The organism is Actinoplanes sp. HUAS TT8, from assembly GCF_051380535.1.
Taxonomy (GTDB): Bacteria; Actinomycetota; Actinomycetes; order Mycobacteriales; family Micromonosporaceae; genus Actinoplanes.
The window spans coordinates 7,293,480-7,320,470 of record NZ_CP195646.1 but is presented as its reverse complement, the minus strand read 5'-3'; the positions used below and the strand labels follow the sequence as shown (position 1 = coordinate 7,320,470).

Annotated in this window: 20 protein-coding genes; 14 read left to right on the top strand and 6 right to left on the bottom strand. The window is 72.1% G+C overall.

Annotated features, from left to right (window positions below; translation table 11 throughout):
• Positions 1-41: 41 nt before the first annotated feature.
• On the bottom strand, positions 42-1,295 hold the full coding sequence (locus tag ACSHV8_RS32290) for an APC family permease (RefSeq protein ID WP_436521909.1): 1,254 nt from the start codon (positions 1,293-1,295) through the stop codon (positions 42-44).
• Positions 1,296-1,361: 66 nt separating this feature from the next.
• Positions 1,362-1,988: a TIGR03085 family metal-binding protein gene (locus tag ACSHV8_RS32285; RefSeq protein ID WP_436521907.1), complete on the bottom strand. Its 627-nt coding sequence runs from the start codon at positions 1,986-1,988 to the stop codon at positions 1,362-1,364.
• Positions 1,989-2,126: 138 nt separating this feature from the next.
• Between ACSHV8_RS32285 and ACSHV8_RS32280 the strand changes: the two genes are divergently transcribed.
• On the top strand, positions 2,127-3,899 hold the full coding sequence (locus tag ACSHV8_RS32280; protein ID WP_436521905.1) for an ABC transporter ATP-binding protein: 1,773 nt from the start codon (positions 2,127-2,129) through the stop codon (positions 3,897-3,899).
• A gap of 73 nt (positions 3,900-3,972) precedes the next feature.
• Positions 3,973-5,733: an ABC transporter ATP-binding protein gene (locus ACSHV8_RS32275; RefSeq protein ID WP_436521903.1), complete on the top strand. Its 1,761-nt coding sequence runs from the start codon at positions 3,973-3,975 to the stop codon at positions 5,731-5,733.
• 105 nt (positions 5,734-5,838) lie between these two features.
• On the opposite strand, the gene rpsD is transcribed toward ACSHV8_RS32275, so the two are convergent.
• On the bottom strand, positions 5,839-6,447 hold the full coding sequence (rpsD, locus tag ACSHV8_RS32270; protein ID WP_436521901.1) for a 30S ribosomal protein S4: 609 nt from the start codon (positions 6,445-6,447) through the stop codon (positions 5,839-5,841).
• 70 nt (positions 6,448-6,517) lie between these two features.
• On the opposite strand from rpsD, the gene ACSHV8_RS32265 reads away from it, so the two are divergent.
• A complete protein-coding gene (locus tag ACSHV8_RS32265; RefSeq protein ID WP_436521899.1) occupies positions 6,518-7,243 on the top strand; it encodes a DUF2470 domain-containing protein in 726 nt (241 codons plus the stop codon).
• 681 nt (positions 7,244-7,924) lie between these two features.
• On the opposite strand, the gene ACSHV8_RS32260 is transcribed toward ACSHV8_RS32265, so the two are convergent.
• Positions 7,925-9,928: a hypothetical protein gene (locus ACSHV8_RS32260; RefSeq protein WP_436521897.1), complete on the bottom strand. Its 2,004-nt coding sequence runs from the start codon at positions 9,926-9,928 to the stop codon at positions 7,925-7,927.
• 204 nt (positions 9,929-10,132) lie between these two features.
• Here ACSHV8_RS32260 and hisI point away from each other — a divergent pair, with 204 nt between their 5' ends.
• The 3 genes from hisI to ACSHV8_RS32245 are packed head-to-tail and all read left to right on the top strand — an operon-like array spanning position 10,133 to position 12,530.
• Positions 10,133-10,492, top strand: coding sequence for a phosphoribosyl-AMP cyclohydrolase (gene hisI, locus ACSHV8_RS32255; RefSeq protein ID WP_436521895.1), 360 nt, complete (start codon positions 10,133-10,135; stop codon positions 10,490-10,492).
• Positions 10,489-11,994: an anthranilate synthase component I gene (locus ACSHV8_RS32250; protein WP_436521893.1), complete on the top strand. Its 1,506-nt coding sequence runs from the start codon at positions 10,489-10,491 to the stop codon at positions 11,992-11,994. The genes hisI and ACSHV8_RS32250 overlap by 4 nt, the downstream gene beginning before the upstream one ends.
• Entirely contained in the window at positions 11,991-12,530 is a 540-nt protein-coding gene (locus tag ACSHV8_RS32245; RefSeq protein ID WP_436521891.1) for a Trp biosynthesis-associated membrane protein, read from the top strand. The genes ACSHV8_RS32250 and ACSHV8_RS32245 overlap by 4 nt, the downstream gene beginning before the upstream one ends.
• A gap of 216 nt (positions 12,531-12,746) precedes the next feature.
• Here the strand turns inward: ACSHV8_RS32245 and ACSHV8_RS32240 are convergent, their stop codons facing one another.
• Positions 12,747-13,034 carry a hypothetical protein gene (locus ACSHV8_RS32240; RefSeq protein WP_436521889.1) on the bottom strand — a complete coding sequence of 96 codons (288 nt, stop codon included), beginning with the start codon at positions 13,032-13,034 and terminating at the stop codon, positions 12,747-12,749.
• A 319-nt stretch (positions 13,035-13,353) separates the two neighbouring features.
• On the opposite strand from ACSHV8_RS32240, the gene trpC reads away from it, so the two are divergent.
• Genes trpC through ACSHV8_RS32210 form a run of 6 tightly spaced genes read left to right on the top strand, consistent with a single transcriptional unit; the run spans position 13,354 to position 19,269 of the window.
• Positions 13,354-14,211 (top strand): indole-3-glycerol phosphate synthase TrpC, encoded by an 858-nt coding sequence (gene trpC, locus ACSHV8_RS32235; RefSeq protein ID WP_436521887.1) that lies wholly within the window; start codon positions 13,354-13,356, stop codon positions 14,209-14,211.
• Positions 14,208-15,449, top strand: coding sequence for a tryptophan synthase subunit beta (gene trpB / locus ACSHV8_RS32230; RefSeq protein ID WP_436521885.1), 1,242 nt, complete (start codon positions 14,208-14,210; stop codon positions 15,447-15,449). Before trpC ends, trpB begins: the two co-directional genes overlap by 4 nt.
• Positions 15,446-16,243, top strand: a complete 798-nt coding sequence (gene trpA / locus ACSHV8_RS32225; RefSeq protein ID WP_436521883.1) for a tryptophan synthase subunit alpha — start codon at positions 15,446-15,448, stop codon at positions 16,241-16,243. The genes trpB and trpA overlap by 4 nt, the downstream gene beginning before the upstream one ends.
• Positions 16,243-16,896: a pyridoxine/pyridoxamine 5'-phosphate oxidase gene (locus tag ACSHV8_RS32220; RefSeq protein WP_436521881.1), complete on the top strand. Its 654-nt coding sequence runs from the start codon at positions 16,243-16,245 to the stop codon at positions 16,894-16,896. The genes trpA and ACSHV8_RS32220 overlap by 1 nt, the downstream gene beginning before the upstream one ends.
• Before the next feature lie 55 nt (positions 16,897-16,951).
• Positions 16,952-18,055, top strand: coding sequence for a prolipoprotein diacylglyceryl transferase (lgt, locus tag ACSHV8_RS32215; protein ID WP_436521879.1), 1,104 nt, complete (start codon positions 16,952-16,954; stop codon positions 18,053-18,055).
• A gap of 23 nt (positions 18,056-18,078) precedes the next feature.
• A complete protein-coding gene (locus tag ACSHV8_RS32210; protein WP_436521877.1) occupies positions 18,079-19,269 on the top strand; it encodes an FAD-dependent oxidoreductase in 1,191 nt (396 codons plus the stop codon).
• A gap of 476 nt (positions 19,270-19,745) precedes the next feature.
• Here the strand turns inward: ACSHV8_RS32210 and ACSHV8_RS32205 are convergent, their stop codons facing one another.
• The gene (locus tag ACSHV8_RS32205) at positions 19,746-20,624 is read right to left on the bottom strand and encodes a GNAT family N-acetyltransferase (RefSeq protein ID WP_436521875.1); all 879 of its coding nucleotides are present in this window, start codon (positions 20,622-20,624) and stop codon (positions 19,746-19,748) included.
• A gap of 190 nt (positions 20,625-20,814) precedes the next feature.
• Between ACSHV8_RS32205 and gltB the strand changes: the two genes are divergently transcribed.
• Both gltB and ACSHV8_RS32195 read left to right on the top strand, forming a co-directional pair.
• The gene (gene gltB, locus ACSHV8_RS32200; RefSeq protein ID WP_436521873.1) at positions 20,815-25,368 is read left to right on the top strand and encodes a glutamate synthase large subunit; all 4,554 of its coding nucleotides are present in this window, start codon (positions 20,815-20,817) and stop codon (positions 25,366-25,368) included.
• Positions 25,361-26,830: a glutamate synthase subunit beta gene (locus ACSHV8_RS32195; protein ID WP_436521871.1), complete on the top strand. Its 1,470-nt coding sequence runs from the start codon at positions 25,361-25,363 to the stop codon at positions 26,828-26,830. Before gltB ends, ACSHV8_RS32195 begins: the two co-directional genes overlap by 8 nt.
• Positions 26,831-26,991: the final 161 nt, after the last annotated feature.

Sequence of the window (26,991 nt, the reverse complement as noted above, 5' to 3'; positions counted from 1 at the left end):
CGGCGGGTGTGCTGGTCGGGCGGGCCCGGCGGGGGTGGTGGTCAGGCGGGGACGGGGGTGGGGTGGTGGATCGGGGGCTGGTGGCTACGGCCGTACCTGTCGGAAATGATCTGATAAATGAGGGCGCCCAGAGCGAATCCGAGGCTCAGCAACGCCGGCCATCCGTTGAGCCACAGCAGCCCGCAGACCGCGATGAACGCCACCCCGGCCACCACCCGTGACCATCCCGGCGGCAGCAGGCGCAGCGCCGCCGCCGTGCCGATCACGTAGACCAGGGTGAAGCATCCGGTCACCAGCAGCGCCGACTTCTCCACGGACAGCGGCAGCAGCGCGCAGCCGATGCTGGTCGCGAAGATGAAGGTGAGGGAGCGGCGCCGGCCCCCGAACACCCGGGGCGGCAGCGCGCCGTCCCGGGCCAGCGCCACTCCGAGCCTGCTCGCCCCCGCGTAGTACGCGTTGACCGCGCCGAGGGTGAGGACGACCGCGACGACCGCGGTGATCTCCCGGACCGGTCCGCCCAGGCCGATGGCCAGCAGGTCGGCGAGGGGTGCGCGACTGCCGGCCAGGCCGGGGCCGAGGGCGAGGACGCTGACCGCGGCCACCGCCAGGTAGAGCACGCCGACCACGGCGACCGCGAGCATGGTGGCCCGCGGCACGTCCCGGCGCGGGTTGCGGTATTCGGCGGAGAGGGACGACAGCGCCTCCCAGCCGGCGAATCCCCAGACCAGGATGGCCGCGGCGGCGCCGACCCCGGCCCAGCCGTGCGGCGCGAACGGTGTCAGGTTCGCCAGGTCGAGATGCGGCAGCGCGGCCAGCACGGTCACCACCAGGAGCAGCGCCAGCGTGCCGGTCAGCACCAGTTGCACACGACCGGAGATGCGAAGACCGAAGAGATTCATCCCGTACGCGGTGAGCACCACCCCCAGGAACGTCAGGAACTCGGTGGTCCGGCCGCCGCCGAGCGCGCCCGCCACGTACCCGCCGGTGAACGACGCGGCGACCGGCGCGCCGAGCGGCACCGCGAAGTAGAAGCACCAGCCGACGGCGGCCGACGCGCGTCGTCCGAAGGCCCTTCCCGCGTACGTCGACACCCCGCCACCGTCCGGGAAACGCGCCCCGAGCGCCGCGAACGTCCAGGCCAGCGGGGCCGAGAGCAGGATCAGGGCGAGCCACGCGAGCAGCGCGGCCGGTCCCGCGGCGGCGGCGGCGAGGGCCGGCATGGAGATGAGGCCGGTGCCCAGCACGGCGCCGATCGACAGCGCCGTGCCCTGGGCCACCGAGAGTCGGGCGGTCATGTCTCGAAACTAGAGGCCGATTGGCCCGTACGTCTGGGCCAATTATTGGTCTTTTGAATGGGCCGATCAGAAACCCAGCCGGGCCGTCCGCAGGCGCTCGGCCACGGCCGGGTCGCCGTCGATCCGGACGCGGGCGGCGCCCTGCCGGCCGGAGAAGAACAGCGCCAGCTCACCCGCGTCGCCGGTGATCCGGACCAGTGGTGACGGGCCGGTGCGCACCGGCGGGAACCCGTCGGCGATCACCTCGGCCGCCACGCCGAACCGGCGCAGCGCCATCCGGGAGGTCAGCTTGACGTTGCGCCAGAGCGCGGCCTGGTGCCCGGCCGGCAGCGGGCGCGGCTCCCAGGCCGGCGCGGCCCGGCGCACGTCCTCGTGGTGGATGAAGAATTCCATGGTGTTGGCCAGCCCGTCGGTGAGCGGGTTGCTGACCGGACTCCAGACCGGGGGCTGGCGCACCTCGGCGATCAGGTCGGGGTAGGGAAGGGCGGCCTTGGACAGGCGGACCCGCTCGCCGTACGAGCGGAGCGCCGGGACGATCATCCCGGCCGAGGCGTCCGGGCGGCGGTCCCGGATCACCAGATGAGCGGCCAGATCCCGGGTGGTCCAGCCGGTGCACAGCGTCGGTGCGTCCGGGCCCTCGCGCAGCAGCAGGTCGGCGAGCAGCCGGCGTTCCTGGCGGGCGTAGTCGTTCATCGACCGATCGTATGCGGGTTGCCGGCCCCGGTGTAATCGTCACCACAATGTAAACGCTGGGGGTGGCGGCCGCTCGTTCGGCAGGATGGTATCGGTAAGGCCGGATTCGCCGGTCAACACTTACCAGTCAGGTAGGAAATGAGCAGCAGAGCCAGCCGCGACGTGCTGGGACGGGGTCTGCGGGTGCTCGGCCACGCGATCCGTACGGAACCGCGCCTGTTCACCGTCGGGACCATCGGCAGCAGCCTGTTCGGGCTGCTCATCATCGCGAACTCGTACGTGGTGGGCTGGGTGATCGGCGGCATCGTGGTCCCGGCCTTCGCCGACCACCGGGCCGGCACCGGCGAGCTCGCCCTGGTCGCCGCCGTCTTCCTCGGGATCAGCGCGCTGCGCGTGGCCAGCATCTTCGGCCGCCGCCTGGGCGCGGGGTACATGCAGTTCCGGCTCCAGGCGCGCTATCGCAGCGCGGTGACCCGGCGCTACCTGTCGCTGCCCCCGGCCTGGCATCAGCGGCACGCCACCGGCACCCTGTTGTCGAACGCGAACTCCGACGTCGAGGCCGCCTGGGGTCCGATCGCCCCGCTGCCGTTCGCGGTCGGCACGATCGTGATGCTGATCGGCGCGCTGATCTCGCTGTTCGCCACCGACTGGGTGCTGGCGCTGGTCGGCGCCACCCTGTTCCCGGCGCTGTTCGGCCTCAACCTGGTCTACTCGCGGCGCATGTCCCCCCGCCAGATCCGCGTCCAGCAGAACCGGGCCAAGGTCAGCGCGGTCGCGCACGAGAGCTTCGACGGCGCCCTGGTGGTCAAGACGATGGGCCGGGAGGCCGACGAGTCCCGCCGCTTCGGTGTCTTCGTCGACGAGCTGCGCGACTCGCTGATCTCGGTCGGCCGGCTGCGCGGCCTGTTCGACCCGCTGATGGACAGCCTGCCCAGCCTCGGCACCCTGGCCGTGCTGCTGCTCGGCGCCTGGCGGCTGCAGACCGGCGCGATCGGCGTGACCGAGCTGGTCAGCGTCGCGTTCCTGTTCACCGTGCTGGCGTTCCCGGTCCGGGCGATCGGCTGGGTGGTGGCCGAGCTGCCGCGCAGCGTCGCCGGGTGGGACCGGGTGCAGGCGGTGCTCGGCGCCGAGGGCGACCTCGCCTACGGCGAGGGTTCGCTGACCGGTCGCGGCCCGGCCGAGTTGCGGTTCGATCGAGTCAATTTCCGGTACGCGGAGGGCCCGCCCGTCCTGCACGACGTGAGCTTCACCGTCCCGGCCGGCAAGACCGTGGCCCTGGTCGGCGCGACCGGCTCGGGCAAGTCGACGATCGCCTCGCTCGCCGTGCGCCTGGTCGACCCGGAGTCCGGCGGCGTCACCCTGGACGGGGTGAAACTGCCCGACCTCGCGCTTCCGGCGCTGGCCGGCGCGACCGCGCTGGTCCCACAGATCCCGTTCGTCTTCGACGACACCGTCCGCGGCAACATCGCGCTGGACCGGCCCGGGGTGGACGACGACGCCGTGCGCGCGGCGATCGCCCTGGCCCAGGCCGACCGGTTCGTCGGCAACCTGCCGGACGGGCTGGACACCGCGGTCGGCGAGCGCGGCACCTCGCTCTCCGGCGGCCAGCGGCAGCGGCTCACCCTGGCCCGGGCGCTGGCCGGCGGTCCCCGCCTGCTGGTGCTCGACGACGCGACCAGCGCGGTCGACCCGCGCGTGGAGGCGGCCATCCTGGGCGCGTTGCGCGGCGGCGACGCCGGGGCGTCGATCCTGGTGGTGGCGTACCGGCGGGCCACCATCGCGCTGGCCGACGAGGTCGTCTACCTGCATCGCGGCCGGGTCGTGGCGACCGGGACGCACGCCGAGCTGATGACGTTCCACAAGGGCTACCAGGAGCTGGTCACGGCGTACGAGAAGGCGGAAAACCAATGAGGGAGCTCGCGACCGAATCATTGGGCTCAGTTGTCAACTCATGTCGACGCCGGAGCGAAGCGGAGGTGGCGGCATGAGCTCCGAGGGAACCCTTGCGACGGTCAAGCGGGGGCTGGCGCTCTCGCCGGAGCTGCGGACCGGGATCGGCGGCACGATCGTGCTGGCCATGCTGCAGATGGCCGGCCGGGTCGCCGTGCCGATCGCCGTGCAGCAGGGCATCGACCACGGCATCCGCGCGGCCGGCGGCCCCGACCTGGGTGTGGTCACCGAGATCGTCCTGTTCACGCTCTGCGCGCTGATGATCTCCACGCTCTGCGGCTATCTGATGACCCGCCGGCTGTTCACGGTCAGCGAGACCGCGCTGGCCGGGCTGCGGTCGCGGGCGTTCCGGCACATCCACGACCTGTCGATGCTGCACCAGCAGTCCGAGCGGCGTGGCTCGATGGTGTCCCGGGTGACCAGCGACGTCGACCAGATCTCGCAGTTCCTGCAGTTCGGCGGCGTGCAGCTGCTGCTCGCCTCGGGGCAGCTGCTGGTCTCGGCCGTGGTGATGTTCGTCTACTCGTGGCAGCTGGCGCTGGTCGTGCTGGTCGCGTTCGGCCCGGCGGTCGGCGTGATCCGGCTGTTCCAGACCCGGCTGCGCGCCGTCTACCAGGCCTCCCGGGAACGGACCGGGGTCATGCTGGGCGCCATCGCGGAAAGTGTCGTCGGCGCCACGGTCATCCGGGCGTACGGGGTGTCCGGCCGCACCCAGCAGCGCCTGGACACCTCGATCGAGGACCTGCGGGTCGCCCAGCAGAAAGCGCTGAAGACCAGCGTGACCAGTTTTTCCAGCGGCGAGATCGGGGCCGGCCTGGCCCTGGCCGGTGTGGTCGTCGTCGGCGTCCTGCTCGGGGCGGATGGTGGGCTGACCGTCGGGCAGCTGACCGCGTTCCTGTTCCTGGTCACGCTCTTCATCCAGCCGGTGCAGATCGCCACCGACATGCTGAACGAGGCGCAGAACGCGGTCGCCGGCTGGCGCCGCATCCTCGACGTGCTCGACGTCGAGCCGGATGTGGCCGACCCGGACGACGCGGGCGTGGCGCTGCCGGAGGGGCCGCTCTCGGTGCGATTCGCCGACGTCTCGTTCCGGTATCCGGGCGGACCGATCGTACTGTCGGATGTCGATCTTGATCTGGCTGCCCGGCGGAAGTATGCCGTGGTCGGGGAGACCGGTAGCGGGAAGACCACGTTCGCCAAACTGCTGACCCGGCTGATGGATCCGGCCGCGGGCGAGGTGCTGCTCTCCGGCACGCCGCTGACCTCGGTGCGGTTCTCGTCGCTGCGCTCGCGGGTGGTGATGGTTCCGCAGGACGGCTTCCTGTTCGACGCGACGATCGCCGAGAACATCCGCTTCGCCGAGCCGTCGCTCACCGACGAGCAGCTGACGGTCGCGTTCACCGAGCTCGGGCTGGCCGACTGGCTGGGCGGGCTGGCCGAGGGGCTGGACACCCCGGTCGGCGAGCGCGGTGAGGCCCTCAGCGTCGGCGAACGCCAGCTGGTGGCGCTGGTCCGGGCCTATGTGGCCGATCCGGATCTGCTGGTGCTGGACGAGGCGACCAGTGCGGTCGATCCGGCCACCGAGGTGCGCCTGCAACACGCGCTGGACCTGGTCACCCGGGGCCGGACGACGGTGGCCATCGCCCACCGGCTGTCCACCGCGGAGGCCGCGGACGAGGTGATCGTGGTCGACGCGGGCCGCGTGGTCCAACGCGGCCCGCACGCCCGGCTCGTCGAGGAGCCGGACTCGATCTACGCGAAGCTCTACGCCAGCTGGCTCGAACAAACCCGCTGACCAGCTTTCTCAGCTGGTGAGATGGTGTGTCGCTCGCCGCGGCCGCTTCTTCCGGAGCGACCGCGGCGAGAGGCCCGCCATCTCAGCGATGCACGAGCTCGGTGCTTATCGGGCGTAGTACTCGACGACGAGCTGCTCGTCGCAGAGCACCTGGATCTCGGAACGCAGCGGCACCCGGATGACGGTGACGCGCAGCTCCTCCAACGCGGTGGACAGGTACGGCGCGGTCGGCCCGTCGATGTGCGCGCCGGTCGCCGCGATCTGGAACGGCGGCTTCTGCCGGCTCGTCTCCCGGACCTCGATGACCTGGCCCGGCTTGAGCTTGTAGCCCGGCCGGTCCACCTTCTTGCCGTCCACCGTGAAGTGACCGTGCACCACCAGCTGGCGAGCCTGGTAGATGGTGCGGGCCAGCCCGGCCCGGAACACGGTCGCGTCGAGGCGGCGTTCGAGCAGGGTGACCATGTTCTCGCCGGTCTTGCCCTCGGCCTGGTGGGCGGCGTCGTACGCGGCCCGCATCTGGACCTCGCTGATGTTGTACTGGTGCCGCAGACGCTGCTTCTCCAGCAGACGGACCTGGTAGTCCGAGCTCTTGCGCCGGCCACGGCCGTGCACGCCCGGCGGGAACGGCCGCCGCTCGAAGTACTTCACGCACTTGCGGGTGAGTGGGATGCCGAGCGCCCGGGAGAGCTTGGCTTTGGGTCGCGAGTTGTTCACTCCGGATCTCCTGTTACGGTTAGCCTTGCCTAACTTAGGTAAGCCTAACCGGTGCCCGGAGGTGCTCTTCATGCAACCCAGTCCCGCGGAGATCGCGCGTACTCTCGCCGCCGGTCACCTGCCCGCCGTCGCCCACATCGCCTGCCACCCGGGACCCCTCCCGGTCCGGCACGTGACCGACGCCCAGGGCCGCCCGCTGCTGCTCGTGCCCTCCGACGGAACGCTGACCACGGCGCTGCGCCCGCAACCCGGCAACGACGACACCGCGCTCGTCCTCGACATCCGGGACGTGCCGCCGATGTCCACGTCGCCGGCGCTCGGCCGGGTCTGGGTCTCCGGCTGGGCCGTCCGTCTCAGCGGGGACGAGGCCCGGGCCGCCGCCCTCGACTACGCCGACACCGATGCCTGCGGGGACCTGCTCGACATCGGCGAATCGCAGGCGCTGTACCGGATGGACGTCGCCGAGGTGCGCTTCGAACGCCACGAGAAACTTGTCGAGATCGACCCGGACGACTACGCCGAGGCGTCGCCCGACCCGTTGCGGGCCGTCGAGTTCGACCTGATCGCCGACCTGGCCGATCACCACGTGACCGAGATGAGCGACTACGTGCGCCGGCAGCTGGGCAAGGCCGCCCGCCCGGGCGACGAGCCCCGGGTCGTCCGGCTCGACCGCTACGGCTTCCTGGTGCGCATGGGCTCCCGCAGCGCGCGGCTCGCTTTCCCCCGCCCGGTCACCGACCGTCACGACCTGGCCCACCTGCTCCACCCGATCCTCTGCAGCCGCTGCAGCGCCTGACCCCGCCCGCAGCGGCTGGTGCTCAGGGCTGTTTTGGGTGGTCGGATACAGCCGTCAGCACCAGCCGGGGCCGGGACCCGCGGCTGGGCCTTTCGGGCCGCGGCGTCGCGTCGGCCCCCAAGGCACGCCGCCGGCCGCGCCGCGAGGTCCGGCCGCGCCGCGAGGTCCGGCCGGGCCGCGAGGTCCGGCCGGGCCGCGAGGTCCGCGGGTGGTCCGTGTGGTGGCGCGGGTCGGGCTCCCGGCTGGTGCTGAGGGTTGTTTTCGGTACCGAAAACAACCCTCAGCACCAGCTGAGACCCGGGGCGCGGCTGGGGGTGGCGTGGCCGGGGCCTCGCGTGGGCCTGCGGTCGGGACCTGGGTGGATGGTGAGCCGGGTGGACGGGTTTGTTGCTCTGACCGTGACCACCTGACCATGTCGCCCTTGCGGGCCTCGCGTTCTGGGCGCGCCAGCGCCCTGCGAGGGTCGGAAGGGTCCCCGCGGGAGCGACGGTCCGGACCACGGCGGACCTGGGACATGAAGAATTTGATCTTTTGAAGAGCTCGGGATCCTGTCGCCCACCTTCTGCCGCCGTCGGGTGGTGGGATCCCGTTCACCCCGCTCGAAGGTGCCGCGGAGAGCGGGGTAGCAAGAACGGCGGGCAGCCCCGTGCCGGGGGCTGCCCGCCGTTTCGCGTGCGGTCGTTACAGGGAGAGGATGCGGTCCAGGAACTCCCGGTATCCGCGCATGGCCATGCGCATGCTCTCGGTGTCCGGGGTGCCGGTGCCGCGCAGCGGGTCGAGGTCGTCGCGTTCGGCCAGGAGGACCTCGGTGAGCTCGTTGACCGCGTCGGTGAGCAGGTCGTGAGCGCGGGTGAGGGCGTTGACCGGGTCGTCGACGAACTCGGCCTTGACCTCGTGCCAGGCGGCGCGGAAATGGCGGGCGGCGTCCTCGTCCCAGACCGTGGGACGAATGATCGGGCCCTCGTCGCCGGCGCCGGTCGGGTCGGACGAGAGGTCGTCGTCGTCCGGCACGGCACGGCGGCCCTGCGAGCGGCGGACCGGGTCGGCGTCCTCCAGGCCGGTCGGGCGGCGGACCGGCTCGGCGTCCTCCAGGCTGGCCGAACGGCGGGCGGACGGCCGCGGCTCCTCGGCCAGTTGGTCGCGCCGCAGGCCGCTGACCGAGACGCCGGCCAGGCCGGACTCCGGGTACGGCTGGAACTCCAGCGGCGGGGGCGTGACCGAGTTGAGCTGCGACGCGGTCGGGCCGGCCGGGGTGACCGAGGCGACGCCGAACGCCTCGCCGCCGGAGCGGCCCAGGCTGTAACCGGTGGTGGCCGGCGAACCGAACGCGAACCCGGTCTCCGGGGCGACCGGCAGGTCGGACGGCGCCCGGGTGGCCGGGATCTGCGGGGCGGCCGGCGGCATCATCGGGAACTGCAGCTCCGGGGAGGGCGCGGGCGGCATCGGCACGGAGGCCGAACCGCTCACCGGGGCCGGAGCCGGGGACGTCGGCGCGGCCGAGGCGGCCGGGTCCGGCGGAGCGGCGGCGGCCGGGTGCTCCGGGGCGTGGCCCGAGACCTGGCCCGGAAGGTCCAGCGTGACGGCCGGATGATCCGGGGTGAAGTCGGTCGCCAGGTACGGCGCCGGGGCGTAACCGGGCGACACCGGGGCGCCCGAGACCGGACCGGACGAACCGGCCGGACCACCCGACGTCGGCGGCGGCACCGGGACCGAGGCCCAGCCGGTGGCCGGGTGCGGCTCGGCCGCCTCGTCGGCCGGACCGGCGGCCACGGGCACCTCGTCCGGGCCCGGCATGTCTCCGGGTTGTGCGTACCCGGGGGCTCCTGCCCGTCCGTTCATGTCCTCACGTCCGTTCTCGTCGCGTGGCCCCGCCTCCTCGGCGGGGTCCTGGCCGGCCTCCGGCGACGTCTCGTCCGCCGGCTCGTCCACCGGTGTGACGCCGGCGGACTCCTCGTCGGCCGGTGGCTCGGCGACTTGAGCGTCGCCGGGCTCGGTGACCCGGTCGTCGCCGTCCCCGGCGACCCCGGGCTCCTCCGCGGCCGAAGTCTCCACCTCGTGACCGTGCCCGTTGACGCCCGGATGTGCGTCCGGGTCCCGGTCACCGAAGAGGAAGCGCCCGGTGCCGCCGAGCCGGAATCCCCCGAAAGAGGTCTCCCGTCCCGGTGTCTCGGCCTCGGGCCCCTGGGACTCTACGTCCTGGCCAGGCTCGGGCTCGCGGTCCGAAGGGACCGAGTGATCAGAATCGCCGTGCCGGGAACGGGCCGGAGGGCGGGTGTCCCGCTCGTTCCGGGCCGCGCGGTTCAGGCCGAACGGATCGCTTCCCGGCAGATCGCCCGGATTGCCGGAGAAACCGTTGGCGTCGCCCGGGCCGTGCGGTCCGCGCACCGACGCGACCGCGGTGAACGGGGACCTCGGGGGCGGGCCGAACGGCATGGAGGAGCCGGTCAGCAGGTCGGTGGGGAGCGGTGGGAGCGTGAGGTCGGCCGCGTCGACGAGCCGGCGGGACCCGAGCGACACCATTTCCGGCTCCGGCCGCGACTCCGCGTCCCGGGCCGGTTCCTCCGCCGGGGGCAGGTAGGCGGAGGGCAGGTAGGTCGACTCGGAATCGGCATCCGGGCGAACCTGCCAAAAACGGGCAAGTCCGGGCGCGGGCCGGGGATTGTCGGGGCTGGACGTCGGCTCCATCGGTAAACCACTCCCTTGTAAGGCGCGCCCACCGGGGCTTGGAGCTGCGCAGACACACCGGCGGCGAGCGCCGGGGCATCGTAGGCGGTACGGCGCCCCGCCGACGGTACCGTCCCGATCGGCCGGGCACATCCCCTGTGACCGGATCGTGGGCCCCCCTCGGCCCGTGCAGAGTTCCCGCGGAGATGCGGGAGAATCGTCGACGTGTCAGATGCCGAGACTTCCCTGGACGGGGCGATCGCCGCCCGCCTCAAGCGCACCCCCGACGGCCTGGTCGCCGCGATCGTGCAGGAGCACGGCACCGGCGACGTGCTGATGCTGGCCTGGATGGACGAGGAGGCGCTGCATCGGACGCTGACCACCGGGCGGGCCACGTACTGGTCGCGCTCCCGGAACGAGTACTGGGTGAAGGGTGCCACCTCGGGCCACCACCAGCACGTCAAGCGGGTGGCGCTGGACTGCGACGGGGACGCTCTGCTGCTGACCGTCGAGCAGACCGGGGCGGCCTGCCACACCGGGACGCACACCTGCTTCACCGACGAACTTTCCCTGGAGGGGCAGTGACCAGCGGAGCGACTTTTCCCGATGAAAACCGATTTGTGCGTACGAATCGTCGGGTCATCCCGGTCACCCGGAAGCTCCTGGCCGACGGTGAGACCCCGGTCGGCGTCTACACGAAACTCGCCGGCGGCCCGGGCACGTTCCTGCTGGAGTCGGCCGAGCAGGGCATCGCGTGGTCGCGCTACTCGTTCATCGGCGTGCGCAGCGCGGCGACCCTGATCGAGCGCGACGGCGAGGCCACCTGGCTGGGCACCCCACCGGCCGGCGTGCCCCTGGGCGGCGACCCGGTCGAGGCACTGCGGCAGACCGTGGCCGCGCTGGCCGACGGCCCCACCGAGGGTGACCTGCCCCCGCTGACCGGTGGCATGGTCGGGTATCTGAGCTACGACCTGGTCCGGCGCTTCGAGCGGCTCCCGTCCACCACGACCGACGACGTCCCGCTGCCCGAGCTGGGCATGATGCTCGCCACCGACCTGGTCGTGCTCGACCACCACGACGGCTCGGCGCTGCTGGTGGCCAACGCGGTGCTGGCCGAGGACGCCGACGAGGCGGCGCGGCGGGCGGCCTACCACCACGCGGTCGGGCGGCTCGACGCGATGACCACGGCGCTGTCCCGGCCCACCCCGCCGATGGTCTCCACGGTGGAACGGCCGAAGGCCGGCGAGCCGGTCAGCCGGACCGCCCCCGGGGACTATCAGAAAGCCGTGGAGCAGGCCAAGGAGGCGATCCGGGCCGGCGAGTGCTTCCAGATCGTGGTCGCGCAGCGGTTCGAACGGCCGACCGACGCCAACGCGCTCGACATCTACCGGGTGCTGCGGGCGACCAACCCGAGCCCGTACATGTACCTGCTCCGCTTCGACGACTTCGACATCGTCGGCTCGTCGCCGGAAGCACACCTCAAGGTCAGCGCGAACAGGACGGCGCTGCTGCACCCGATCGCCGGCACCCGCTGGCGTGGCGCCACCCCGGAACAGGACGCGGCGCTCGCGGCCGAACTGCTGGCCGACCCGAAGGAACGCTCCGAGCACGTCATGCTCGTCGACCTGGGCCGCAACGACCTGGGCCGGGTGTGCGCGCCGGGCAGCGTCGAGGTGCCGGAGTTCGCCCGGATCGAGCGGTACAGCCACGTCATGCACATCGTGTCCACGGTGGTCGGCCGCCTCCGGGAGGACCGGACCGCGTTCGACGCGCTGGCCGCGACGTTCCCGGCCGGCACGCTCTCCGGGGCGCCCAAGGTCCGGGCCATGGAGATCATCGAGGAGCTGGAGCCGACCCGGCGCGGGCTGTACGGCGGCACGGTCGGCTACTTCGGGTTCGCCGGCGACATGGACATGGCCATCGCGATCCGGACGGCGCTGCTCAAGGACGGGGTGGCCTACGTGGGCGCGGGCGCCGGCATCGTCGCCGACTCCGACCCGGCGGCCGAGGAACAGGAGACGCGGAACAAGGCGGCGGCCGTGCTGGCCGCGATCGCCGCCGCCGAGACGCTGCGGGCCGCCCGATGAGATCGCACTTCGCGGCCGTGGCCGGATGCCTCGCCGGGGCCGGGCTGACCCTGTACGCCGTCACCCGGACGTGGTCGTCGACAGTGGAACACCGGACCGGGCTCTCCGACCTGACCACCACCCAGACCGGCGCCGACCGGCAGCCCTGGCTGGTCGGGCTGGCCGTGGTCGCGCTGGCCGGGGCCGGGGCGCTGCTCGCGACCAAGGGCCTCGCCCGGCGGGTGCTGGGCGGCGTGCTGCTGCTGGCGGGCGTGGGCATCGCGGCCGGGTCGGTGCTGGCGCGGGCCGGGCTGGACGCGGGGGAGGCCGGGGCCGGGGCGGCGTTGTGGCCGGTGGCGGCCGTGCTCGGCGGCGTGGGGATCGCGGTCGGCGGATTCCTGGCCGCGCGGCACGGTCACCTGTGGTCGGCGATGTCTTCGAGGTACGAGCGGACGCCCGCGCCCGCGGTCATCCGGCGGGAGAGCTCGGAGCTGGAGCCGGCGGACAACCGGGCGGCCTGGGACGCCCTGGACCGGGGCGACGACCCGACGATCTGACGGCCGGCTCTGGAGAGCGCCGGGTGGTCACGAGACGTCACCCGTTCGGGGCATCGATCGTGGAGAGCGCCGGCCGTCATCACCGGAGCGTGTTTTCGCGCGATCAGCAAACCGTGACGACGGCCTGTCGCCATCCGCGAATCACCACGGCCGCCCCGCACCATGTGCGAATCAGGGCAGCGGGATCAAACGGGAGCAGGGACGGGGAAAGACGGCTCAGCGAGCCGTGGCCGCCACGGCCCGCGCCCGCCGGCGAGCCGCCGCAACCGTCCGCCGCGGGCTGGTGGCGACGATCGCGGCCACCGCCCGGCTGGTCTCGGCCCGGGCCGCGGCCCGCGCCCGGTCGGCCTCGATCGCCGACCACGCGTTGTCCCGCGCGGTCCGCATGTTGGCGGGCCCGACCACCGCGCGCTGCACGCCGGTCACGACCTCGGCCGCGATGGCGACGAGGGTCCGGGAGACCTCGGCGAATCCGGCGGTCTGAGGGGTCTGATCAGTGGCCATTGGTCGACTCCGCATCATCGTCCGGGTGGCGGCGCCGTCGACGCCGCAGACAAGTCTGCCCGAGTGACACGATGCCGGAGTCGTATTTCCGCTCGGTGACGCCCCTGTCAACGCAAGGTGGTGTCGGCCGTTCGGGGGAGGTCCCCCTGTACAGGGCTCCGCGAGGCTGTAGCTCGATGTGAGCGAAGTGACATGCGGGGCGGGCAGCCTGGCATTATGCCCCAGTCCAACTCGTGAGGCGCGCCATACCCCGGGAGCCCGGGGACCGGCCTCGACGCCTAGCATCGGGCCGAAGACACCCGGAGAGGGGAGTCATTACGTGACATCCGATCAGGCGGAAGCGGGCAGTGGCGGCCCCGCACGGCCGCAGAACGTACTCGAGGAGATCCTCGCCGGTGTGCGCGAGGACGTGGCGGCCCGTCAGGCGGCGACGCCGTTGGAGCAGGTGCGGGAACTCGCCGCGGCCGCTCCTCCGGCGATCGACGCCTACGCGGCCCTGCGCAAGCCCGGCGTGGCGGTGATCGCCGAGGTGAAGCGGTCGTCGCCGTCGAAGGGCGCGCTGGCCGACATCCCGGATCCGGCCGAGCTGGCCGGGGAGTATGCGGCCGGCGGCGCCCGGTGCATCAGCGTGCTCACCGAGGGCCGGTGGTTCGGCGGTTCGCTGGACGACCTGGTGGCGGTGCGGGCCGCGGTGAAGGTGCCGGTGCTCCGCAAGGACTTCGTCATCTCCAGCTACCAGGTGCACGAGGCGCGTGCTCACGGTGCCGACATGGTGCTGCTGATCGTCGCCGCGCTGGAGCAGAACGCGCTCGTCGGCCTGCTGGAGCGGATCGAGTCGCTGGGCATGACCGCCCTCGTCGAGGTGCACAACGAGGAAGAGGCGGACCGCGCCCTGGAGGCGAACGCCAAGGTCATCGGTGTGAACGCGCGTGACCTGCGCACCCTTGAGGTGGACCGGTCGGTTTTCGAGCGGATCGCGCCCGGCCTGCCGAACAACGTCGTGAAGATCGCCGAGTCCGGTGTCCGCGGCCCGCACGACCTGATCCGCTACGCGTCGGCCGGTGCCGACGCCGTGCTGGTCGGCGAGGGCCTGGTGACCCAGAAGTCGCCCCGGGACGCGGTGGCCGAGCTGGTCAACGCCGGTAACCACCCGGCGACCCCGAGGCCGGTGCGATGACCGCCCCGACCTTCCCCGATTTAGCCGGACATTTCGGGAAGTACGGTGGCCGGTTCGTCCCGGAAGCGCTCATCAAGGCGCTGGACGAGCTGGAGGCGGCCTACCGGTCGGCGAAGACGGATCCGGAGTTCCAGGCGGAGTTCACGGACCTGCTGCTGAACTACGCCGGCACCCCGTCGCTGCTCTACAAGGCGACCCGGCTCTCGGCCAAGCTCGGCGCCGACATCTGGCTCAAGCGCGAGGACCTGAACCACACCGGCGCCCACAAGGTGCGCAACGTGCTCGGGCAGGCCCTGCTGGCCAAGCGGATGGGCAAGCCCCGGGTGATCGCCGAGACCGGCGCCGGCCAGCACGGTGTGGCCAGCGCGACCGCGGCCGCCCTGCTGGACCTCGAATGCGTGGTCTACATGGGCGAGACGGACACCCAGCGGCAGGCACTGAACGTGGCGCGGATGCGCATGCTCGGCGCCACCGTCGTGCCGGTCACCAACGGTTCGCGCACCCTGAAGGACGCGCTGAACGAGGCGCTGCGCGACTGGGTCTCCACCGTCGATTCGACCCACTACCTGCTGGGTACGGCGGCCGGCCCGCACCCGTTCCCGGAGATCGTCCGGGACTTCGTGGGCGGCATCGGCATCGAGGCCCGGCAGCAGTCGCTGGACCAGATCGGCCGGCTGCCGGACGCGGTCGCGGCCTGTGTCGGCGGCGGCTCCAACGCGATCGGCATCTTCCACGCGTTCGTCCCCGACGAGGGCGTGCGGCTGTACGGCTTCGAGGCGGGCGGCGACGGCGTCGAGACCGGCCGGCACGCGGCGTCGATCACCGGCGGTTCGGTCGGTGTGCTGCACGGCAACCGGACGTACCTGCTGCAGGACGAGGACGGGCAGACCATCGAGTCGCACTCGATCTCGGCCGGCCTGGACTACCCGGGTGTCGGCCCGGAGCACGCCTGGCTGCACGACACCGGGCGGGCGAGCTACGAGCCGGTCACCGACGCCGAGGCGATGGCCGCGTTCCAGCTGCTGTGCCGGACCGAGGGGATCATCCCGGCGATCGAGAGCTCGCACGCCCTGGCCGGCGTCGCCAAGATCGCCCCGCGCCTGCGCGAGGAGCTGGGCCGCACCCCGACCATCGTGGTGAACCTGTCCGGCCGCGGTGACAAGGACGTGCACACCGCGGGCGCCTACTTCGGCATCCTCGACCCGGTCGAGACCGTCGTCCCGGGGGAGAACACGTGAGCATCGCGGAAACCTTCGCGAAGGCCAAGAGCGACAACCGTGCGGTGCTGGTCGGCTGCATGCCGGCCGGCTTCCCCACGGTCGACCACAGCATCGAGCAGATGATCGCGATGCACGAGGCCGGCTGCGACGTCATCGAGGTCGAGCTGCCGTACTCGGACCCGGTGATGGACGGCCCGGTCATCCAGAAGGCCAGCGACATCGCGCTGGCCAACGGCGTCCGGACCAGGGACACCCTGAAGATCATCGAGGCGGTGGCGTCGGCCGGCGCCACGGTCGTCCTGATGACCTACTGGAACCCCGTCGAGAAGTACGGTGTCGACGCGTTCGCCCGCGACCTCGCCGCCGCCGGGGCCACCGGGCTGATCACGCCCGACCTGATCCCGGACGAGGCGGCCGAGTGGATCGCCGCGTCGGACCAGCACGGGATCGACCGGACGTTCCTGGTCGCGCCGTCGTCGACCGACGAACGGATCGCGATGACCCTGGAGAACTGCCGGGGCTTCGTCTACGCCACCGCGCTGATGGGCGTCACCGGCGCCCGCAAGTCGGTCTCCTCGCAGGCCCCCGAGCTGGTCGAGCGGATCCGCAAGGCCGACCCGGCCATGCCGATCGGCGTCGGGCTCGGTGTCGGCAACGGCGACCAGGCGGCCGAGGTGGCCGCGTTCGCCGACGGTGTGATCGTCGGCAGCGCGCTGATCCGCTGTGTGCTGGAGGCGCCCGACCGCGCGGCCGGCCTGACCCACCTGCGCTCGCTCAGCTCGGAGCTGGCGGAGGGTGTGCGCCGCCGCTGATGAGCATCAGCTGGTTGTTACGCACCCTCCCGGCGATGACCGGTGAGATGGCCCGGTTCGACCTGGACCGGACCCCGGACGAGCCGCACGAGCTGTTCCTGCGCTGGTTCGGCGAGGCGGTCGGGGCCGGCGTGTCCGAGCCGCACGCGATGAACCTGGCCACGGTCGACGATCAAGGGCTTCCGGACGTACGTGTCCTGCTGCTCCGCGAGGTCGACGAGCGCGGCTGGCACTTCGCCGGCGATCGCCGCAGCGCCAAGGGCCGTCAGCTCGCCGCGCGGCCGGACGCCGCGCTCGGCTTCTACTGGCGTGAGCAGGGCCGGCAGGTACGCGTACGCGGGAAAGTCTTTGATCTGGGTCTTGCGGCCTCGGCCGCCGATTTCCTGTCCCGCTCGCCGTCGGCCCGGCTGGCCGCGCTGAGCAGTGTGCAGAGTGACGTGCTGCCCGGGGAGTCGGACCTCACCCTGGCCCGGCACGAGGCCGAGCGCCTGCTCGCGGCCGACCCGGACTTCGTTCCGGAGAGTCACGCGGTCTACGCGGTCGTCCCGATCTCCGTCGAGTTCTGGCAGGGAGATCCGGCTTCGCGGCGGCATCCGCGGCTTCGGTACCGGCGTGCGGCTGAATCCTGGGTGAAAGAACTACTCTGGCCCTGAATCGGGACCTCCCTGGGCATTGCGTGCTGGCCCGGCGACGGTAGCGTGTGCACCCGTGAACTACGCCCTCATCCCCAGTCCCACCACGTCGGTGTGGCACCTGGGCCCGTTCCCGATCCGGGCCTACGCGCTCTGCATCATCGCCGGTATGGTCGTCGCCACCCTGCTCATGGAGCAGCGGCTGCGTCACCGTGGGGTGGCGCCCTGGGCGTCACTGGACATGGTGGTCTGGGCGGTGCCGTTCGGCATCATCGGCGCCCGGGTCTATCACTTGATCACCTCCCCGCAGGACTACTTCGGCTCGGGCGGTGACCCGGTCCGCGCGCTCTACATCTGGGAGGGCGGCCTCGGCATCTGGGGCGCGGTCGCCGGTGGCGCGCTCGGCGCGTGGATCGCGGCCCGCCAGATGGGCATCCCGCTGAGCGTGTTCGCCGACTCGCTGGCCCCGGCGCTGCCGATCGCGCAGGGCATCGGCCGGTTCGGCAACTGGTTCAACAACGAGCTGTACGGCAAGGTCACCACCCTGCCGTGGGGCCTGCAGGTGCACGAGATGGACTCGGCCAACCCCGGCCACGCCACCATGATCGACGGTCAGGCGGTGACCCGCCCCGACCTGTACCACCCCACGTTCCTGTACGAGGCGATCTGGGACTTCGGTGTCGGCGCGCTGGTCTGGCTGCTCGACCGGAAGTTCAAGTTCGGCCGCGGCCGGGCGTTCGCGCTGTACGTGATGGCGTACACCGCCGGTCGTTTCTGGATCGAGATCCTCCGCACCGACGAGGCCAACCACTTCTTCGGCATCCGGCTCAACGTGTTCGTCTCGATCCTGGTGTTCCTGGGCGCGGCGATCTACTTCATCGTGATGCGCGGCCCGCGGGGCTACGTCGTGCCCGCCGACGCACCGGACATCCGGCCCGCCGAGGGCTCGGACGTCTCCTCGGTCGACGTCGAGGCCGACACGACCGCCGTCAAGAAGGCCCCGACGTCGTACCGGCTGGTCACCGAGGCCGAGTTCCTGGCCTACCAGGAGACCGGCGTGCTGCCGGGGATCCCGGCCGAGGCCGAGCCGTGGACCGAGGACGCCGCCGCCGAGCCCGAGGACGCCGAGGCCGAGCCGGTCGCCAGCGAGTCCGGCGACAAAACCGCCGGCGACCGCTGAGCCCGGCGAGAGGCGGGCAACACATGCGTACGGCCGTGGTGGTGGGCGCGGGAATGGCCGGTCTGGCCACGGCCGGCGCGCTGTCGCGCACCGGTTGGCGGGTCACGCTCCTGGAACGCGCCGAACGGATCGCCGCCCCGCCCACGGCCGTCGTCCTCTGGCCCAACGGCCGTCGCGCGCTGGAGTCGCTCGACCCGGACGGCGCCTGGTCGGCCAGCACGTCCCCGCTGCCGGACGGCGGGGTCCGCCGCCCGGACGGGCAATGGCTGGTCCCGCCGCGCTCCCGGGCCGGCGCTCCCGGCCCGGCCCCGGCCGTCGCGCACCTGGAAGATCTGTACGACGCGCTCGTCGCGGGCCTCGGCGACACCGAGATCCGGACCGGCTTCGAGGTGACCACCGTCCGCACCGGCCGCCGGCAACGCCCCGCGGCCGGGGACGGCCGCACCATGGTCGAGGCCGATCTGCTGGTCGCCGCCGACGGCATCGACAGCCGGATCCGGGCCGCGCTGGCCCCCGAGTCGGTCGCCGTCGGGTCCGGTTTCGCCGCGTGGCAGGCCGTGATCCCCGGCTACCGCGTCCCCAAACTCTCCGACGGTCAGGCGCTGGGCGGCGAGACGCTCGGCGCCGGCTATCGATTCGTGTCCATCCCGCTCGGCGCGCACGCGGCCGGCAAGGGCGGCATCTACTGGGTCGCCACCGCGGTCGGCGCCCCCCGCCCGGAACCCGCCGCCACCCAGCTCGCGCTGCTGCAACGCTGGTTCTCCGGCTGGCACGAGCCGGTCGGCGAACTGCTCTCCCTGACCCGCCCGGAGGAACTCGTCCCGCAGGGCGTCCGCGAACTGCGGCCGCTGCCCCGGACGTACGCGTTCCCCTCCGGCCCCGGCGGCGTCCTCCTGATCGGCGACGCCGCCCACGCCATGCCCCACCACCTCGGCCAGGGCGCCTGCCTCGCCTTCGAGGACGCGGCGACGCTGCGTTCCCTGCTGGCCGACGCCACCCCGGGCGACGACCTGATCCGGGCCATCGAGGGCTACACCCGCCTGCGTCAGCCCCGGACCACGACCGTGGTCCGCCAGAACCGCCGGATGTCCGCTGTCGTCCAGGCCCGCGGCCGGCTCGCCCTCCGCGCCCGCGACGCCGCGCTCAACCACATGCGCCCACGCATCCTCGGCCGCACCCTCGACCCGGTCTCGGACTGGTCCCCACCGGATTAACCCCGGTGCCGGCTCCGCGTTCCGCCCTTTCTCAAACCATTCCTTCGGTACGGCCATAACCCGCCCCGGCACCAGCCACTTCACTCCGTGCAGGGCGCAGCGCCCAGCCCGCACCGGGCCGTAACCGCGCCGCCGTCACCTCCCGGGGCACGCAAGGCCGCTGCCACTTTCTCTCCAGCCGCGCCCCTGCCCCTCGGCTGGTGCTCACGGCTGTCTTTCGGGCGTTTTCCAGCCCTGAGCACCAGCCGGAGGACCGGGCGCGGTCAGGGAGCGGGTGAGGTCCGGATCTTGGGATGGGTGGGGCTCTTCACGGTGGGTTCACCCGATGGTGACTCGTGCGTGGTGGGCGGCCGCGGGCTCGGCGGGGGCGGCCGCACGCGCGGAACGGTAAGTGGTGATCACGTGCACGGTGCTTACGCCGTACCAAATCATGGGAAGTGTGAGCGAATCGCGCCCGGCCCGGAGCGGGGCTCGTGTCAGAGCGGCAGGGCGGCCGGTTCGGCGACGCAGGCCGTCCCGATCCGGCGGAATCCGACCTTGGTGTAGAGCCGGGCCACGTCGTCGTCCCCGGCCGACAGGAAGATCAGGTGCGTGCCGCTGTCCAGCAGGTGGCGGGCCAGGGTCGCGGTGAGCTGCGAGGCGAAGCCGCGCCCGCGGGCCGACGGGAGCGTGGCCACGCCGGCGATCTCGGCCACGTCGCCGACCCGCTGGCTGGTCCCGGTGGCCAGGATGCCCTCCTCGGGCGACTCCACGACGACGGTCCGGTAGTCGCCGCCGGCCAGCATCCGGCGGATGCCGCCGACCGCCTCGCCGGTGATCGCGACGTCGGCCGCGGCATCCCGCTCGGACGGCCCGGCACCCTCGATGACCAGCGTTTTCTCGGCGATTTCGAGCGCCGAGCGATAGGCCGGGGCGGCGAACGCGAGCCGGGCCACGGCCCGGGACGCGGCCAGGTCGGCGGCGAAGCCGGGGGAGTCCGGATCGAGGGCGCGGATCGTCGCGCCGGGCACCGGCAGGTCCGGCACGAGGGCCTGCGGATCGAGACTGAGCAGCGGCGCCAGCAGCACGTCGAGGCCGGCCGAACGGGCCACGGCGAGCAGGTCGGGGGTGGTCTCGTGCACCCATTCGAACGCTTCCGGCAGACCGAGCTCGCGCTGACGGGCCCGGCAGGTCATCAGGTCGGCCGCCGAGGGGGTGGGCGAACCGCGGCGGGGCCGGGCATAGTAGGGCCACCCTTCGCCCTCGCGGACGAAGAGCACCAGGGAACCGATCTCCTCGATCCGGGCCCAGGGCCGGGGCAAAGCGTCGTAGAACTGTTCGAGCCGGTCGAAGTGGTCGGAATCCGCTCGCGCCATCGCGCGAGACTACCGGTCCCCGGTGCGGCTGTGCTATTCAGTTCGTCCACACAAAGCCTGGATCCGGGGCTAGGTGTGATCAATCCGCACCTGGCGGAGATCAGTGTCTCTTAACGTAGACTCAAGAGACTTTGCAGGGCCGACGTCGTCCCGACCTTGATCCGAAACACCAGAGACGACAGGAGGCCCGGTGGCATATCCGCATCCCCAGGGGTTGTACGACCCGGCGTTCGAGCGTGACGCCTGCGGCGTGGCCTTTGTTGCTGACATTCACGGTCGTCGAAGCCACGACGTGGTGGCCAAGGGCCTGTCGGCGCTGATCCGCCTGGACCACCGGGGCGCGCGAGGCGCCGAGCAGAACACCGGCGACGGCGCCGGGATCATGATCCAGATCCCGGACGAGTACTACCGCGCGGTCACCGATTTCGACCTGCCCGAGGCGGGCCGCTACGCGACCGGTCTGGCGTTCCTGCCGACCGACCCCGACGAGGCCGCCCGCGCCATCAAGGTCTTCGAGAAGTATGCGCTCGTCGAGGGCGGCGACCTGCTCGGCTGGCGGGACGTCCCGGTGAACCCGACCGACCTGGGCGCGACCGCCGAGGACGGGCGCCCGGCGATCCGTCAGGTCTTCATCGCCGCGCACCGGCTGGTCGACTCGCCCGCCGGTAAGGCCGGCGAGCCGCTCTCCGGCATCGAGCTGGACCGGGTCGCGTTCTGCATCCGCAAGCAGGCGGAGCGGGAGACGTCGCAGCGCGGCGTCCCGGCCTACTTCCCCTCGCTCTCCGCGCGGACCATCACGTACAAGGGCATGCTCACGCCCGAGCAGCTGCCGGAGTTCTTCCCGGAGCTGAGCGACGAGCGGGTGAGCAGCGCGATCGCCCTGGTGCACTCCCGGTTCTCGACGAACACGTTCCCGTCGTGGCCGCTGGCCCACCCGTACCGGTTGATCGCGCACAACGGCGAGATCAACACGATCCGCGGCAACAAGAACTGGATGGCCGCCCGCGAGGCGCTGCTGTCCACGCCGAACCTGCCCGGCAACATCAAGCGGCTGTTCCCGATCAACTCGCCCGAGGCGTCCGACTCGGCCAGCTTCGACGAGGTGCTGGAGCTGCTGCACCTGTCCGGCCGCAGCCTGCCGCACGCGGTGCTGATGATGATCCCGGAGGCGTGGGAGAACGACCCGGGCATGGACCCGGCGCGTCGGGCCTTCTACCGCTTCCACGCCAGCCTGATGGAGCCGTGGGACGGTCCGGCCGCGGTCGCGTTCACCGACGGCACGGTCATCGGCGCGGTCCTGGACCGCAACGGCCTGCGCCCCGGCCGCTGGTGGCACACCCGGGACGGCCTGGTCGTGCTCGGCTCCGAGGCCGGCGTGATCGACCTGGACCCGGCCGAGGTGGTGGCCAAGGGCCGTCTCCAGCCCGGCAAGATGTTCCTGGTCGACACCGCGGCCGGGCGGATCGCCCACGACGCCGAGATCAAGGCCGACCTGGCCGCCGCCCAGCCGTACGCGGAGTGGCTGCACGCCGGCCTGATCGAGCTGGCCGACCTGCCGGCCCGCGAGCACGTGATCTACACGCACGACTCGGTGCTGCGCCGCCAGCAGGTGTTCGGCTACTCCGAGGAGGAGCTGAAGATCCTGGTCGCGCCGATGGCGCGGAGCGGGGCGGAACCGCTCGGCTCGATGGGGACGGACACGCCGATCTCCCCGCTGTCGACCCGGCCGCGGCTGCTCTTCGACTACTTCCACCAGCTGTTCGCGCAGGTCACCAACCCGCCGCTGGACGCCATCCGGGAGGAGCTGGTCACCAGCCTCTCGATGACGATCGGGCCGGAGGGCAACCTGCTCGACCCGGGGCCGGCGAGCTGTCGTCAGATCGCCATGCCGTACCCGATCATCGACAACGACGAGCTGGCCAAGCTGCTCTCGATCGACGAGGACGGCGACCTGCCCGGCTTCAAGGCGGTCCGGGTCTCCGGGCTGTACCCGCTGCGGGACGGCGCGGCCGGCATCAAGGCGCGGCTCACCCAGATCTGCCGGCACGTGTCCGAGGCGATCGAGGACGGCGTGCGCATCCTCGTGCTCTCCGACCGCGACTCCAACGCGGACCTGGCGCCGATCCCGTCGCTGCTGCTCACCGCCGCGGTGCACCAGCACCTGGTGCGCGAGCAGACCCGTACCCAGGTGGCGCTGGTCGTCGAGTCCGGTGACTGCCGCGAGGTGCACCACGCGGCCGTGCTGATCGGTTTCGGCGCGGCGGCGGTGAACCCGTACCTGGCGTTCGAGAGCGTCGACGACCTCATCGCCACCGGCACCCTGTCCGGTATCGATCCGCGCAAGGCGGTCCGCAACTACGTCAAGGCGCTCGGCAAGGGCGTCCTGAAGATCATGTCCAAGATGGGCATCTCGACGGTCTCCTCGTACTGCGGGGCGCAGGTGTTCGAGGCCGTCGGCCTGGACAACAAGCTGCTCCAGCGGTACTTCGCGGGCACCTCGGGCCGCATCGGCGGTGTCGGCCTGGCCGGCATCCACGCCGAGGTCAAGGCCCGCCACGAGAAGGCGTACCCGGCCAACCAGGCCGAGCGGGCGCACCGCCGGCTGGAGGTCGGCGGCGAGTACCAGTGGCGCCGCGAGGGCGAGCTGCACCTGTTCAACCCGGAGACGGTGTTCCTGCTGCAGCACGCGACCCGCAGCAAGCAGTACGACGTCTTCCAGAAGTACACCGACAAGGTCAACGAGCTGTCGGCGCAGGCCGGGCACCTCCGCGGCCTGTTCCGCTTCGAGGCCGACCGCCCGTCGATCGACATCAGCGAGGTCGAGCCGGCCACCGAGATCGTCAAGCGGTTCTCGACCGGCGCGATGAGCTACGGCTCGATCTCGGCCGAGTCGCACGAGACCCTGGCGATCGCCATGAACCGGCTCGGCGCGAAGTCGAACACCGGTGAGGGCGGCGAGGACGTCGAGCGCCTCTACGACCCCGAGCGGCGGTCCGCGATCAAGCAGATCGCCTCCGGCCGGTTCGGCGTGACCAGCGAATACCTGGTCAACGCCGACGACCTGCAGATCAAGATGGCGCAGGGCGCGAAGCCGGGCGAGGGCGGCCAGCTGCCCGGCAACAAGGTGTGGCCGTGGATCGGCAAGACCCGGCACGCCACCCCCGGTGTCGGCCTGATCTCGCCGCCGCCGCACCACGACATCTACTCCATCGAGGACCTGGCGCAGCTGGTCCACGACCTGAAGATGGTCAACCCGGCGTCCCGGGTGCACGTCAAACTGGTCTCCGAGATCGGCGTGGGCACGGTCGCGGCCGGTGTGGCCAAGCTGAAGGCCGACGTCATCCTGATCTCCGGCCACGACGGCGGCACCGGCGCGTCCCCGCTGAACTCGCTCAAGCACGCCGGCACCCCGTGGGAGCTCGGCCTGGCCGAGGCGCAGCAGACGCTGCTGCTCAACAAGCTGCGGGACCGGGTCACCGTGCAGGTCGACGGCCAGCTCAAGACCGGCCGGGACGTGGTCGTCGCGGCCCTGCTGGGCGCCGAGGAGTTCGGTTTCGCGACCGCGCCGCTGATCGTCTCCGGCTGCGTCATGATGCGCGTCTGCCACCTGGACACCTGCCCGGTCGGCATCGCCACGCAGAACCCGGTGCTGCGGGAGCGGTTCACCGGCAAGCCGGAGTTCGTCGAGAACTTCTTCATGTTCCTGGCCGAGGAGGTCCGGGAGATCCTGGCCGAGCTCGGTTTCCGGACCATCGAGGAGGCCATCGGCCACGCCGAGATCCTGAACGTGGCCGACGCGATCGAGCACTGGAAGGCCGGCGGCCTCGACCTGGCGCCGATCCTCTACGTGCCCGACCTGCCCGAGGGCGCGGCCCGCCGCGGCATCGTGGCCCAGGACCACGGCCTGGAGAAGGCCCTGGACAACGAGCTGATCGCGCTGGCCCAGCCGGCCCTGATCAAGGGTCACAAGGTGCGGGCCGAGGTGGTCACCCGCAACGACCAGCGCAGCGTCGGCGCGATGCTGGGCGGCGAGGTCAGCCGGCGGTACGGCGGCAACGGCCTGCCCGACGACACCATCGAGTTCACCCTGCGGGGCACCGGTGGCCAGTCGTTCGGCGCGTTCCTGCCCCGCGGCGTCACCCTGCGGCTGATCGGCGACACCAACGACTACGTGGCCAAGGGTCTCTCCGGCGGCCGGGTGATCGTGCGCCCGGCCGAGGACGCGCCGTTCACGGCCGAGGAGAACACGATCGCCGGCAACACCATCCTGTACGGGGCGACCTCCGGCGAGCTGTTCCTGCGGGGCCGGGTCGGCGAGCGGTTCGCGGTCCGCAACTCGGGCGGCGCGGCCGTCGTCGAGGGTGTGGGCGACCACGGCTGCGAGTACATGACCGGTGGCACGGTGGTGGTGCTCGGCCCGACCGGGCGCAACTTCGCGGCCGGCATGAGCGGCGGCAAGGCGTTCGTCCTGGACCTGAACCAGGACCTGGTCAACCCCGAGCTGGTCGACCTGGCGCCGCTCACCGACGAGGAGCGCGACACGCTGCGCTCGCTCGTCGAGAAGCACCACGCGGAGACCGACTCGGCCGTCGCCGAGCGCCTGCTCAAGGACTGGCCGGCCGCGGTCGAGCAGTTCACCGCCGTGGTGCCGCGCGACTACAAGCGTGTGATGGAACTGATCAGGACCGCCGAAGCCGCCGGTCGCAACGTCGACGAGGCGGTCATGGGGGTCACCAGTGCCTGATCCGAACGGTTTCCTCCGCTACGAGCGGCAGCTCCCCAAGCGGCGGCCGGTCCCGCTGCGGCTGATGGACTGGCGTGAGGTCTACCCGCCCGCGGGCGAGGAGCTGATCCGCGACCAGGCCACCCGCTGCATGGACTGCGGCATCCCGTTCTGTCACGACGGGTGCCCGCTGGGCAACCGCATCCCGGACTGGAACGACCTGGTCCGTACGGGTGCGTGGGAGTCGGCCATCGAGTCGCTGCACGCCACCAACAACTTCCCGGAGTTCACCGGGCGGCTGTGCCCGGCCCCCTGCGAGGCGGCCTGCGTGCTCGGCATCGGGGACGACCCGGTGACCATCAAGCAGGTCGAGGTGGAGATCGCCAACCACGCGTTCGAGCGGGGCCTGGTCCCGCAGCCGGCGCCGGTGGCGTCCGGCAAGTCGGTCGCGGTGGTCGGCTCCGGCCCGGCCGGTCTGGCCGCCGCCCAGCAGCTGGCCCGGGCCGGTCACGCGGTCACGGTCTACGAGCGTGACGACCGGATCGGTGGCCTGCTCCGGTACGGCATCCCCGACTTCAAGATCGAGAAGCACGTCATCGACGAGCGGCTCGCGCAGATGTCGGCCGAGGGCGTCGTCTTCCAGACCGGGGTGAACGTGGGCGTCGACATCACCGCCGACGACCTGCGCGAGCGGTTCGACGCGGTGCTGCTGGCGGCCGGCGCGCTGGCCGGCCGGGACACCGCGGAGACCCCGGGCCGCGCGCTCAACGGCGTGCACCTGGCCATGGACCACCTGGTCCCGGCCAACCGGATCGTCGCCGGCCTGCAGGACACCACGCCGATCGACGCCAAGGGCAAGCACGTCATCATCATCGGCGGCGGTGACACCGGGGCCGACTGCCTCGGCGTCGCCCACCGCCAGGGCGCCGCCTCGGTGACCCAGCTCGACCAGTACCCGCTGCCCCCGGAGTTCCGGGCCGGCCTCAAGGACCCGTGGCCGACCTGGCCGATGATCCTGCGCAACTACGCCGCGCACGAGGAGGGCGGCGACCGCGTCTTCGGCGTGGCCGTGCAGGAGTTCGTCGGCGACGACGAGGGCAACCTGGTCGCGATCCGGCTGGCCGACGTGTCGGTGCAGCGGATCGACGGCGTCCGGACGGTCGTCGTGGCCCCCGGCTCGGAGCGCGAGGTGCGCGCCGACCTGGTCCTGCTGGCGATCGGCTTCGAGGGCACCGAGGACCAGCCGCTGCTGTCGCAGTTCGGCCTGAACCGCAACCGGCGGAACGTCCTGGATGCGGACAGTGACTGGCAGACGTCCACCGAAGGGGTGTTCGTGGCCGGCGACATGCACAAGGGCGCCTCCTTGATCGTCTGGGCGATCGCCGAGGGACGCTCCGCGGCGGCCGCGATCCACGACTACCTGGGTGCCGCCGGGGACCTCCCGGCCCCCGTCCGATCGGACCAGCAGCCGCTGTCCGTCTGAGCGCTCGCGAGCACTTCCCACAACCCCTTTGCGCTGGTCGCAGAGGGGTTGTGGCATGTGCCGACGGCGGCCCGGGGGCGACCGATAAGCTGTCCCGGCGGTCGCCGAAGCCCGCGGACGACGCAGCGAACCCGTGACTTCCCGGGTTGACCTCGCCGTCG